Origin of the sequence: Sphingomonas sp. STIS6.2 (assembly GCF_000732685.2) — a bacterium.
GTDB classification, from domain to species: Bacteria; Pseudomonadota; Alphaproteobacteria; order Sphingomonadales; family Sphingomonadaceae; genus Sphingomonas; species Sphingomonas aerolata.
In genome coordinates, this window is the sequence record NZ_JPDP02000159.1 from 97,040 (window position 1) to 109,935 (window position 12,896).

The 12,896-nt window shown below is 66.9% G+C and carries 10 protein-coding genes; all 10 read right to left on the reverse strand.

All coding sequences use genetic code 11. The features are described from left to right. The 10 genes from sphst_RS15440 to sphst_RS15485 all read right to left on the reverse strand — a co-directional run bounded on the left by sphst_RS15440 (position 1) and on the right by sphst_RS15485 (position 12,862). Positions 1–1,473 (reverse strand): hypothetical protein, encoded by a 1,473-nt coding sequence (locus sphst_RS15440; RefSeq protein WP_107045793.1) that lies wholly within the window; start codon positions 1,471–1,473, stop codon positions 1–3. Continuing rightward, positions 1,470–3,197, reverse strand: a complete 1,728-nt coding sequence (locus sphst_RS15445; protein WP_107045794.1) for a hypothetical protein — start codon at positions 3,195–3,197, stop codon at positions 1,470–1,472. Before sphst_RS15445 ends, sphst_RS15440 begins: the two co-directional genes overlap by 4 nt. After that, complete coding sequence (locus tag sphst_RS15450) at positions 3,194–4,090, reverse strand: endo alpha-1,4 polygalactosaminidase (RefSeq protein ID WP_234387700.1); 897 nt, start codon at positions 4,088–4,090, stop codon at positions 3,194–3,196. The genes sphst_RS15445 and sphst_RS15450 overlap by 4 nt, the downstream gene beginning before the upstream one ends. Continuing rightward, positions 4,087–5,484 carry an exopolysaccharide Pel transporter PelG gene (gene pelG, locus sphst_RS15455; protein WP_031393962.1) on the reverse strand — a complete coding sequence of 466 codons (1,398 nt, stop codon included), beginning with the start codon at positions 5,482–5,484 and terminating at the stop codon, positions 4,087–4,089. Before pelG ends, sphst_RS15450 begins: the two co-directional genes overlap by 4 nt. Before the next feature lie 24 nt (positions 5,485–5,508). Then, a complete protein-coding gene (locus tag sphst_RS15460) occupies positions 5,509–8,904 on the reverse strand; it encodes a M10 family metallopeptidase C-terminal domain-containing protein (protein ID WP_031393961.1) in 3,396 nt (1,131 codons plus the stop codon). Positions 8,905–9,164: 260 nt separating this feature from the next. Further along, on the reverse strand, positions 9,165–9,791 hold the full coding sequence (locus sphst_RS15465; RefSeq protein WP_056408565.1) for an energy transducer TonB: 627 nt from the start codon (positions 9,789–9,791) through the stop codon (positions 9,165–9,167). Between the two features lie 342 nt (positions 9,792–10,133). After that, a complete protein-coding gene (locus tag sphst_RS20730) occupies positions 10,134–10,553 on the reverse strand; it encodes a hypothetical protein (protein ID WP_159043677.1) in 420 nt (139 codons plus the stop codon). A 224-nt stretch (positions 10,554–10,777) separates the two neighbouring features. Beyond that, a complete protein-coding gene (locus tag sphst_RS15475; RefSeq protein ID WP_043156779.1) occupies positions 10,778–11,647 on the reverse strand; it encodes an alpha/beta hydrolase family esterase in 870 nt (289 codons plus the stop codon). Positions 11,648–11,758: 111 nt separating this feature from the next. Next, positions 11,759–12,040, reverse strand: coding sequence for a hypothetical protein (locus sphst_RS15480; protein ID WP_107045796.1), 282 nt, complete (start codon positions 12,038–12,040; stop codon positions 11,759–11,761). 186 nt (positions 12,041–12,226) lie between these two features. Then, complete coding sequence (locus tag sphst_RS15485; RefSeq protein WP_056408554.1) at positions 12,227–12,862, reverse strand: TetR/AcrR family transcriptional regulator; 636 nt, start codon at positions 12,860–12,862, stop codon at positions 12,227–12,229. Positions 12,863–12,896: the final 34 nt, after the last annotated feature.

The following is a 12,896-nucleotide window of genomic DNA, read 5'->3' on the forward strand; positions in this document are numbered from 1 at the left end:
TCACTGCGTATCCCCGAGGCTGCGTGTCAGCAGCGCGCGCGCATAGAGCTGCCGACCTGCAAACCCCTGCCGCGCGATCGACGTGATGCCGCCGCTGCCCTCGACCCGCCACGCGACTGCGATCGGCGCGGCGAGACCCAGGCTGGCGGTGGGGCCATCGCCGCCGAACCGATCGACGGTCCAACCCGCCAACGCCGTCATCTGCACCGCGCCGACCGCGCCACTGGCGAGGCCTTGGATGGTGTGGTTCTCGCGGGTGGCCAGCGGAATGACGGCAAGACGGTCTGTGCCGAGCTGCATGCGCTGAACATATTCCGCGTCGAAGCGGTAGGTCAGCCCGAGCGCCGGGAACTGGCGGCGAATGAGATAATCCACCCCGCCACTCGCGACGATGGTGTCGCTTGCACCGCTACCGGTTGCGAGGCCGTACCGGTAGGCGCCGATATCCCCTTGCGCGACCACGCCCGGCGTCAGGCGGTAGGTGACGCCGATCAGCGCGCGCGAAAGATATCCTCCCGCCAGCACCTGCGCCGGGGTCGAATAGTCGGGCATGTGGCGGCTCAAGGTCGCGCGGAACTGCGCGTCGGCGGCCCCTGCCGTGATCCTGGCACCGCCACCCGTCACCGCATCGTCGAGCGCGGCGGAGGCGAAGAGCTGGATGCGAACCGCGCCGTCGAATGCTGCGGCCAGTGACGCGTCGACGACGGTGTCGCCGGATCGCACGGTTGGCGCGGCGGTGGTGACGCTGCTTACGAGATGGCGAACGCCGCCGCCAACGTCGATTGTGTCACCAACCGCTGCGTCGGTCCGCGCGGCGAATTCGGTCTGCGCGAGGTCGCTGCCGTCGCGCGCGGTGACGCCGATGCTGGCGGTTCCGGCTGCGGCGGCGATCGTACGCCGTGCGGCCAGGTCGTCCGCCTTGAGCGCGCGGTACTCGCGGGCGGCGCCGCGGACGTCGCCCTGCGCGAGACGCGTGTCGGCGAGCAGACGGGCGGCGCGTCGGTCGGCTGGATAGCGATGTGCCAGCCCGGTCGCGGCGCGCAGGGCCGATCCCGGATAGCCGGCGGCCACGTCCGCCTCGATTGCGGCCAGTGCGGCGTCGGACGCGCTGTCGTCGGTAGCCTCGAGCAGTGCGCCGTCCGCGGGTGGAGAGAAGGCGAGCGCGACGACCGGGCCCGTCTGCCGCCAGCGCATCGTCCAGCCCGCCGCGGGACGGAGGACCAGGCTGTCGTCGTTCCAGCGCAGATCGCCGATCGCGTCGCCCGCCGCCTCGCGGAACGCAGCGAGCCGCGCCGGCGCGATCGGTCGATCGAACCGCGCGACCAGTTCGCCGTCACGATCCTCGATCCGGACGACGGCGTCGTCGGGCCAGACGAGCCGGGACTCGGACGTGACGATCCGGCCATCCGCAAAGACGGTCCGGGGTATGGTCAGCACCGGCGCATCCGCGAGGCAGAAAAACAGGATGATCACTGCGCCAGCACCGTCCGCGCCCGGCCCGGTTGGCCCTGCGTGATCAGCAGCCGGGCGTGCAGCACGGCGAGCGATCGGTCCTGCGGCGTTTCGGATCGCAGCGTCTCGACCAATCTTACTGCCTCGTCCCGCCGACCGAGCTTTTCCAGCACTTCCGCGCGCGCCCTGCTGTCGGCGGGCGTCTGGGCGAGCGCGCGTTCGAGCCAGGGCCGTGCCCCACGCGCCCCACCGATCCGCGCCTGCACGTCGGCCATCAAGCGCAGCGCGGGCAGATCGGTCGGGGCGGTCGCAATATGCGCGTCGAGCCATTGTCCCGCAGCCTTCGCATCGCCCGCGTTCCACGCCACCCAGGCGAGATCGAGCTGATCGCGCGGCGCAGCAATCCCGGCCGCGACACGGCGTTTCGTGATCGCCGCCGCCTGTGCCGGATCGATCCGCGCTGGCGCCGCCGCGGACACGGCGCGGACCTGATCGGGGGATAGCGCGCGGCCGTCGAGCAACGCGGTCAGCACCGTCCGACCGGCGGCGTCGTTGTCCGCCGCGCGCGCCAGCGCCAGCCGCATCAGCATCACGTCGGTCTCGTCCGCAAGCGGATGCCGGGACAGGAACACCAGCGCAGCGCCCGGTTGGTCGCGTTCGGCATAGCAGGCCAGCCAGCTGCGCTGCCAGGTTGCGCTGCCTTGCAGGCTCCGCTGTTTCAGCCAGGCAAGATCTTCGGATCCGGGGCGCGGACCCATCAGGTAGAGCAAGCGCTGTGCGGCCGGCGCAGTCGGCGCCAGCCTGGCCGCCGCACGCCGCAGCACCGCCGTCGCATCCCCGCGATACCCGGCCGCTACCAGCCGCTCCGCAATCGGCTCGAGCGCCGCACCGGGCGCGGCCGCATGTGCGAGCAACTCGGTCCGCAGACCGGCGCGGTCGCCCGCTTCGGTCAGGATGGCCTCGCGCGCCGCCTGGCGTTGCTCGACGGGGAGGTAGCCTGCCGCCCGCAAGCCTGCCGCGGTATCCCTGGAACGCGCCGCAACCCGGATGGCGAGCCAGGGGTCTGCGGCGCGCCAGTTCGCGGTCGTCGTGGTGTCGAGCAACGCGATCAGATCGCGCCGCCCGGCCTTGTCAGCCCGCCGCGCGAGATCCAGCGCCAGCGCGGTATCGGGCGGCGGGATGACGTGGTTCGCCGCCGCCACGATCACCAAGTCGGGGCGATCGAACGCATAGGCCGCCGCGACGATGTCCGCGGCGGGCAGGGGCCCGCGCTTTTCCGCTGCCCGCGCGACCAGCGCGGCGGCGTTCGCATCGCGTCCGGTCCGGTGAAGCAGGTCGATGCGGAGCCGCCACGTCGCTGCGGCCGCACCATCGGGCCGGGCCGCAAGATAGTCGAGCGCGACCGCCGGTCGCTTGGCAGCGACCAGATCATAGGCGACCTGCAGCGTGGACACCGGCTGGCCCTCGGCGATCAGCCGCGTCGTGAGCGCGGCGAGCGTCGCTGCGTCCGCGGTCGCGATCTGCGCCGTGATCGACGGATGCGCAGGCGGCAGCATCGGCGGCGCAACCGGCCCAGCGGGAATCGAACTGCGCGCGGCCAAAAAAGGCACCGGCTGCGCGCGACGAACGGCGGGGAGGATCTCGCGCTCCTTCGGCAACAGCATCAGCCCGCCCGCGAGCAGACCGATCCCGGTCAGCGCGGGCAGGAGGAGCGCAAGCCGTGCGCGGTGGCGGTCGATCCTCACCCGGCAGGTTCCGGCATGAGGCGGTCGAGCGCCAGGGTCGCGACATAGGGGCTGAACCCCGCCGCGCGCTCTCGCGCATACAGCGCCGCGACCTGTTTCGTATCCGCCGGATCCCAGTAATCCAGCGTCATCAGCGACAGCGCCGGGTTCCGCGCCTGTGCGGTGCGCAGGCGACCCGCTTGCCAGGCCCAATCCGAATCGCTCAGCAACTCATAGTGTTTGGCCGCAAAATTCCACCGCGATGCCATCGCCTCGCCGAGCAGATAGTCGATTTTCGGTGCCACGTCGGGCAGCAGCGCATAGCCGCGGTTGAGCATGATGCGGATCTTGGGGAAGCGCGCGCGCACGGCGGCGATCAGCGATACGCCTGCTGCTACCATGCCCTTGTTGGCCACCGGATCCTGCTGTTCCATCGCCTCGGCATTATCCATCGTATCGATGAAGATTCCGTCATAGCCGAGCGCGAGGATCGCGGGGACGAGCCGGTCGATCACCGCTGCCCGCCACGCCGGATGACGCAGGTCGGCGAGCCGCGCGTCGGGCCAGTTGGGGTTGGCGGCCTTGAGCGCGCCGGCCTTTTCCAGCCCGGCGAAATAGGGTCGGTTGCGCTCGACTTCCCCGAAGCTGACATAGCCGAGCAGCGTGCTGCCCGGGCCACGAAGCGACGCGATCGGCCGCGCGTGATGCGGCTCGAGGACCAGCAACGCGCAGCCGCGTGCCAGCACGGGATCGGTCGCAGCCCCGTAATCGACACCCCAGCGCAATCCAGCGTTCGCGGACGGTCCGGGCGCAGCGGCCGACTGGTGGCGGCCGCCCAATGCCCAGCCGGCTGCGCCGAGCGCGAGCAGCCTCTGGACGACCCCGCGGCGGCGCATATCCGTAAATCCCGTCACAACAGACGTCCTCCATGCCCCACGACGGAGGGATTGTTGCCGACGAACAGCAGATAGGTGAGGTTGACCGTGGCTTCGGCGACCAGCGCGAGGCCGACCGACGCACCGACCACGGCGCCGGCCATATAGCCCCAGCCGAACGCGGCGAACCCCGTGTCCCATTGGAGAAGCGTCGCGAGTCCGCTGCCGATGGCGAAAGCCGTCCAGGTCACGAGGATCCGCCCGAACAGGTCGTAATAGGCCAGCACGACCGTGGCCGCGATCACCACGAGGTGGAAGACGGTGCCGAGCGCGGTCTGGCGAAACGCGAAGACCGCGCGTGCGTCCGCGCCGATCAGCTCGAACAGCGGCACCGCGAACACCCAGGCGAGCGCCGCGACGAGGGCCTGTACGAGCAGCATGATCCGCAGCCCGTCGAACATCGTCCGCGCGAGGTCGCTGCGCGCCTCCTCGATACGTTGCAGCGTCGAGGTGCCCGTACACCGGACGATCATGTCGCCGAATGCGCGATCGAACCGCGTCTCGGCGACGATCAGCAACAGCGTCAGGCCCGGCACCATCGTCAGCAGCCCCAGAAAGCTCCCCTGATCGTTGATCGGGTTCAGCCGGAGCAGCCCGATCGCGCGAATGCTCTGCGGCCCCGTCCACAGGAGCCATTTGTCGACCCAGATCGCCGCGACCCCCGCAATGCCCGCCGCGGCAACGATAAGTGCGAGGCGCGGCGCCATCGCGTCCCGCGTCGGCAGGACGGGCGTGGCGGAGAAATGTCGGCGTATCACCGTCAGGATGGCGGCGAGCGTCAGGCCGACGCCCCCGGCAATGACCGCGAGAACGGTGGAGACGTCGGGCCTTGGCAGGAGCGCCAAGAGCAGCGTCGCGACGCCGATGCCGAGCAGATAGGCGAGGGGTATCGCTCGGTACCGGCGCAGCGCGGTAAGCAAGGGCGCGGCGATCCAGACCTGCGTCAGCCAGGCGAGGATCAGCGTCGCAAGCGCGGCCTCGCCAATTGGAAGTCCGGCAAGGGTTCCGAACACGATCGCCCCGATCGCCAGCGCGATCCCGCCGCCGGCCGCGAGCGCGACCAGCATGATGCCCGATACGCCGCCTGCGTCCCGCGCGAAGATCCGATCTGCGGCCATCCGTGTCGCGAGAATGCCGACCGGCGCCGCAGCGAGCGCGGACAGGCTGAACGCATAGACGAGGATCGTCTGGACGGTCCGCGCGCCGCGTGCGCCGAGATGCGTGCCCAACCAGTGGGTGAGCAACGCCATCGCGACCGCGGTGATCAACCACGGTCCGGCGCTGATCACCGCACCGAATGCGGCGGCGCCGACGATCCCGCCGACACCGCCCTCGCGCGCGGTTTTCGCTAACTGAAAGCCTATGCCCGCCATAACTTCGCCGGCCTATGGCGCAGCTTACATGAAGAAATCGTTCGCGGTCAGCACCTGGTGACCGGTCAGCGCGATCGAGAAATCGGCACCCGCACCGCTGTCGATATTGCCCTCGACCACGGTGAATTCCTTCCCGCCGATCATCTGGTAGCTGTAGCGCAGCTGCCCCGGCGCGGTGAATCGCGCGCTCGTGCCGATGAAGCTGAACGCCTGATCACCGCGGGCGAACAGCGACGTGTTGGCGTCGATCATCGACAGGTCGATCTTGTCCTGCCCGACGGTGAAGTCGGTGATCACGTCGCGCGACGCCGACGCGAGGCTGTCGCCCTTGGCCTCGAACCGGAAGATGTCCGCGCCGGCACCGCCGGTCATCATGTCCAAGTCGTCGCCACCGATCAGGATGTCGTTGCCGTCTCCGCCGCTCAGCATATCCCTGCCATTGCCGCCGATCAGCGTGTCATTGTCCGCGCCGCCGTTGAGCGTGTCGTTGCCGAGCCCGCCAATGAGCCGGTCGTTGCCGCCGAGCCCGTTGAGCACGTCATTGCCCCAGCTGCCATCGAGCACATCCTGCTCGCTGGTGCCGTTGATCGTCTCGGAGAATATCGTCCCGGTCTTCGTGATGCCGACCACGTCCGTCACGCCGATCGTCAGCGTCTGCGTGTCGATCGCGCCGCGTGCGTCGGTCGCGACCACCGTCACGCCGTAGATATTGTCGCGATTGGCATCGGTGGGCGCCTCGAAATCGGGCGCGGTGACGAACTTGAGCACACCGGTCGTCGCGTCGATCGAGAAATTTGCGCCGTCGCCGCCCGCACCGATCGAATATTTGATCGAATCGCCCCAGACGATGTTGGCGTCGGTCGCGGTGATCGTCGTCAGTGCCGTGCCGTTCTCGGCGATCGACAGCGATCCCGTCGTCCCGCCACCGAACGACGTCAGCACCGGATCGACATTGGCCTGATGACCGATCTTCACATCGTGAACGCCGATCGCGCCGAGGTCGATGGTCAGGATCTCGCCGATCTGGCCGGCGATCGTCCCGCCGCTCACCGTCGTCCAGTCGGTACCGGGCGCCTTCAGATCGACGGTGACCTTGCCCTCGCCCTCGACCGTGAACGCCAGGTCGCGGCCGTCGCCGCTCAGCGTCGTCAGCGTCGCGCGCATCGGCAGCGCGGTGATGTGGGTCACGTCGTCCGCCACCGCGCCCATCGTGATCGCATAGGTCCCGCCCGCCTTGGGCAGGAACACGGTGTCCGCGTCATAGGCGTACCAGTTGGCGACACCCTTGATCACCTGGCCGCTGCTCTGGCCGTCGACGTCGAGCGAGAAGCTGCCCGTCGTCGCGCCGACCGTTGCGGTGATCGTGTTGCCGACGACGGCCGAGGTGATCGTCGCATTCTGGAACGCGCTGACCCGGCCTGCCAGATCGGCAAGCGTCACGAACTCCACCCCCGCCGCCGCGGCCTGCGCGATGAAGCTGGTAAACATCTGCTTGGTGTACGGGCTGGTCGCGCCATCGCTCGCCCACATGGTCGGGCCGTAATCATGCCACGGCCACACCACGACCGGCGCATCGCCACCGGCGGTCAGCGCGGCGAATTCCTTGGCCCAGATGGCGCTCGCTTCGGCGACGGTCTTCTTCTGGAATTCGATCAGCGAAAAGTCGAACGACGTGTTCGGTGCGATATACACCTTGTCGTCCGCGGCGTTCTGCGGGGTCATGTACCCGACCGCGTTGGGATAACCCGCACCGACACCCGAATAGCCGCCGCTGAGATAGGTCACGTATTTCAGGATTTCCTGGCTCGTCGCGATCTGCTCGGGCGCACCCGGCACCGCGGCACCGCCGACCGTCACGGTCTTGCCGAGATACGCGCTCAGCTGCTTTTCCAATTCGGCACGCGACTGGCCGAACTCGAACGCGATCTGCGCATCGGTCAGCAGATTGGTGTTCTCGGGATGCGTGTAGCTGTGCGAGCCGACCTCGTTGCCGGCATCGAGCAACGCCTTGTAGACGGGCAGCGAGACCGCCCAGTCGGTTGTCTGACCGTTCGCGGCATCGTTGCCGACATTGACGTAATAGCTGCCGACGAAATTATAGTCGGTCTTCCATTCGGTGAGGATCGGCAGCAGCTTGTCGTAGATACCGGGCGCGGTCCCCGCCGGATTGACCTCGTCGCGCTCCTGGCTCTGGTCCATGTCGACGCGCGACGCGAACAGGCCGCTCTGCCGCGTCATCTGCAACCCGACCGACAGGCCGTTGCCATGGACCGAATAATCGATCGCCTTCTGGAGCAGATTGTCGTCGGCCATCACCGCTTCGCTCGAGAACAGCACGTTGCGCCCGCCGGTCTGCGTCGCGATCGCCGCTGCATAGGTCTGGCCGTTGACCGTCTCGGTTGCGATCGTCGTGCCGGTTCCGCTGACGCTGGTGAACGCGTTCCAGCCGATGCCGGTATATTCGCGAATGACCTGCCCGTCGGCATAGCCGTCGAGCACCAGCTGTGACCCATCGCTCGCCTTCACGGTCACGTCGGCAGGGAAGCCGCCGGTCACGCGCGTCGCGTCGAACAGCAGCTTCATCCGCGAATAGGAGTCGCCGGCCAGCGCGGCATTGTCCGCGCCATTGGTCATGAATTCGCCCGCCGCGACCAGGCCGATGCCGAATTGCGTGGTCGCCTGTTCCAGCGTCTGCGCGATCAGGTCGGCCTTGCCCGCCTCGACGTTGCGGAACGACGGGAAGACGATCGTGTCGTATTTGGCCAGCGTCGCCAGGTTGGTGAGATCGCCTTCGGTCAGGATGTCGAACGGCACGCCCGCCTGCATCGCTTGGCTCTGTGCCGCCATGAACAGCTGAGAATAAGCGGTCTTGCTGAAATAGGCGTTGGCGGTCGTATCGGACCACACGATCGCGATGCGGTGCGAGGGATCGGCGACGACGCCGGTGTCGTTGAACACGGTGAACGCGGGGTTCGAATAGCTGCCGGGCAGGAACGCGGTGTCGTTGACGTCGTAGATCGTGTCGATCGCGTTCGGATTGCCGATCGCCGCCTTGGGGACCTTGAACTCGACGGTGGTGCGATCCGCCGACCACGCCGCCTGCAGGCCGCTGGCGATCAGCGTCTGCCCCGCCGCGCCGCTGTACAGCGAGACCGTGCCGTCGGCGGCGAAATTGACGTTGAATTCGGCACCGCCTGCGAACCCGAACACCTGATAGCCGGTGGCGGCGTTGCGATCGGTGTTGAGCCACGCGGTGGTGTTTGCGCCGATCGCGGTCGGCGCGGTCATCGCAAAGGCAAAATCCGCGCCGTCGCTGCGGGCATAGATCGCGTAGCCCGCACCGAGGCCACGGTCGATCCGGTCGCCGGCGGTCCAGTCGTTCAGAGCGCCATCAACGATCACTGGTGTTGCGTTCGCCATTCTTTGTCCCCGCTTCGGTCTCGGGCTTCATGCGAGCGCCAGGCCGCTCGTCATCAAGCTCGAGCGTCACCTAACGAAGACCGTCGGTCTTTCGAACAACTTAGATGAATGGTTAACGCCGAACTTGTATCACCATGGTACGCGATTACTGGCGGTATACCCGAGCGACGGGGCGGCGGCGTCACTTGGGTGAACCCGGATGAATGGCAAAGCGGTGTCAATGGTAACGAACATTGATCAGGTGCGCCTATCGGGTCGGGTTAACCCAGTTTAGTCGAGGTAAACTCAATCCGCTGCATGCGAATGACTGGCCACGCCTTGTCGGCCTTGTCCTTGGCCGGCGCGTATCGATAATGCTTTATCATCGAAGAACAGGCGCCGGTATCGAATGGCGCAGAGCCGCTCGACGTTATAACCGAACAGCGTCGGATCGCGCCGTCTTCCCCGACCAGATAGGCCAGGGTGACAGCAACGGACCTCTGCCCCGCCGGCAGCTTCGCGACTTCCAACACGATGTCTGCCGGCACCTTGGGTGTAGGGGTAGAAGCATCGAAGAAGAGCTCCATGTGCCACCGAACCCGCATCCGGTAGACACCGTACATGGGCGACCCGGTCTCGTCCGTAGCGGGCGCATATTTACCCCGCAGCACCCCGGCTGCACACGCCTTCAGGTCCAGATCCTTGGATCCGCTGGTCGAGACAAGGCCGCACGTCTGAGGTTTTCCAGTCGGATCGATCAGGATCTCGACCACCGTGTAGCCGCTCTTGCCCGTACCGACTGCGCGCGAGACGTAATCGTCGGACGTGAGCATCTCACTCGCGTTGCGGACGATCACGGGCGTCAGCGTGCCCTGTCCCCCGAGAACGAGCATTACCAGCCAGAACATTCGCCTCTCCCCGTTGCGGATAGTGCTTCTTGGTAGCTGGAACCCCAGGCTGATGACGCCCGTCTCGCTGATAGGGTCGCCCACCCGACCCGATGCCCGCAGATGAAATTCCTCCCGGCAGCGCACCCAACGGCAATCCGGGCTACGGCAGCTAAAGCATGATCATCTGACCCTGCCGCGAGCCCGTGGCTCCGCCGGACGAACCGATCGCATTCAAAGGGGTGCCCGTCAGGCGCGGGCGGCATGGTGCGGCGTCCCGTAGCGGCGGAAGACATGGCTCTGTGCGACCCGAGACCGGCGGCTACAGCTGCCCCGCTATTGGCGTTTAGGTCCAACGGCGCGTCACGGTGCCGGATGACCGTGTGCCATCATGACGTCGAGCTTGCTCTTGGGCATATTGATCAAGAGCCCGTTCTTGTTCTTTGCAAAGGACGGAAAGTCCACCTCGACGCTCCCGATCGCACTCGACACGACCGCAAAGCCTTTACCGACGGTCTCGATCTTGCCGACGACGAGTCCCTTTGCGTCATGGACTTCCAGCCCCTGAATGATGTCCTTCGGTCCGGCCGGGATCGGCCGCATCGTCAATCGATTGGTGTCGGTAACGCTGACTGCGAAATCCCGGAAATTTTGCTGACGGTTGAATTCCCCCGTACCGCTGTCGTTCGCCCCGACTCCCTGCGCCGAAGGAAATTGTTGTCCCTGGGCTCCGGTTGCCGATGCGAGAACAGATGCGACCATGCCAAGCAAAAGCCCCCGCATTTCATCCCCCCATGATCTTATGGCGCCAACTTATCCTGATTTCATACCGCGGACAATGCATCGAGTGGGTTTGGTAGTCATAAACAGTAGGTAATTTAATACAAAACAACTGGGAGATTAACCTGGCAATCAACCATCGGAATAGGGTTTGGGATGGCGAAGTATTTGAACTGGCAACCAAACCGGGAATTGCCGCGACGTTCTGGCAGCTGCCGACCTTTGACTTAGCGCCGGTGGCGGGAGAAGAACGCCCACATTGCCTCATTGTCTACGACCGACCAGCTATGCGGCCCGCCGCGCGTCACACGCGCCGCGACGTTCGCGCCGTGCTGACAGCGGGCATAGCCCTGTTCGTAGACCGTCGCGCCGAGGTTGCGGGCATAGGGATCCGAGCAGCCGTTCAGCACGGCCCAGCGTTGCAGCGCGGCGGCCTGTGAATATTGCCAATAGGGCGCGCCGCCGCCGGTGATGGGGTTGGTGGTGTCGGCATCGCCGGCGAAGGCGAGAACGGGCAGCGGCGCTGTCGAGCGACACGTCGCAGGATCGGCGCGTGACACATTGGACGTGAGGGGGCGTCCGGCACGCAGTCCGACCACCGGCGCGATCGCGGCGAAACGTCGTGCGGCGACGCAGCCGAGCCAGGACGTCATCCGTCCACCACCTGACAAGCCCGTCGCGTATACCCGCGTGCCGTCGACGCAGCCGGTTGCGACGAGCCGGTCGATCAGACCCGTCAGATACCGGACATCGTCGCGTGCATCGCGTGCCGGCATGCTGCCCGTGACGGTCGGGACGCCGGGGATGTTCCACACAAAGCCACGACCCGCGGCGATACCGCCATCAGGTGCCGCGACGACGAAGCCGTGGCGATCAGCCGTGTCTGCAAGGTGGCTGTCGCGCAGCATCTCCGCCCCCGTGCCGGTGCTGCCGTGGAGCAGGATCACAAGCGGTACGGGCCCGGTCACGCCCGCCGCGGGAAGGTGAAGCATCGCGCGTTCAGGCAGGGCCTCGATGCTGCCAGGGCGGCACTCGGCGCGCGCGACACCTGCAATGAAGCAGAGGCCGAAGGTAATAAGCAGACGAAATACCACCATGTGTCCAATCTCCGACATCAGCCGTTCGCGCTGAAAAGTCCCTGTAATAGCAAGGGACGCGTGTCCAACGCGCATCACCTCCTGCGTCGTCGGTGGATCGAGAGCCCAGCGCTAGGTTTGCGGCAGGCTGGCGATGCGGCGTTCCACGCCGTTCCAGAACCCCTCGAGCCGATCGAGCGCGTGTCGCTTGATACGGTTGACCTCGTCGTCCGTCATGACCTGTACCCCGGTTGCCTGGAGGCTGCCGAAATCCTCCAGCATGCGATGCGCCGTAGCCTGGCAGGCCCTGACCGGATCAGTGTCGCTGGCGAGCAGCAAGGCATACAGGTTTTCCAGCACGAAGCCCTGTGCAGCCAGTGCGCCGGCCACGGCTTCGGCAAATTCGTCGTCCACTGGGTATCTCCGTCCGCCGTGCCGCGGTGTGTAGCGAAGCGCTTGGCGTTCGGAAACCGCGCAGATCGAGCGTGTTGCAGCGATGGCGTCGTCGTCACGACCGCGGCGGAGGATCAGGTGGCTGATGTGGGCGGTGGAGAAGGGCAGGTGCCTCCTCAGATCGCGCGTTCCGGTGACATCGCGCCGTTAATCATCACCCGCGCGGCTGATCAGCATCCGGCAGAGTGGCTCGACCGTGCGCACGACCCGTGACACCGGTTCTTCGCACCCCCGCGCTACCCAGTCGCGCGCCACCGCGAGCAGCCCGTGCATGGCGCCGGCACGGCACAGCGGCTCGATCGAGCCGGGGACATGGGCCGGCACCAGCGTGCCGGCGATCAGGTCGGCGAAGCTGGCCATCGAGCGTTCGAACAGCTCGTCGACCTGCGGGTCGATGCCGGACAATTCCGACAGGAAGACGCGCGCGCTGGCCGGCTCGTCGCGCAGCAGGTCGTAATAGGCGGTCAGCAGCGCGATCAGCCGATCCTCCGGCGTCCCTCCCGCCGCATCGGCGGCCGCGGCGACCCGCTGCGTCACGAACTGCGTGACCTCCCCGAACGTCGCGAGAAGCAGCGCTTCGCTATTGGCGAAGGCTTCGTAGAAATAGCGCGGGGTCAGCCCGGCCGCGCGGCAGACCGCGGTCACCGTCGTGTGACGATAGCCCTGCTCGCCATAGAGCGCGATTGCGGCGCGGATCAGCCGGCCGCGCCGCTCGACGCGCCGCTCGCTAGCCGATGCACCGCCATAGCGCCGTCCGCCCTGGCTTGCCGCCCTCGATTTCAAGTGATAACTCCTGTTTCCAGATAACGGCGGTTGC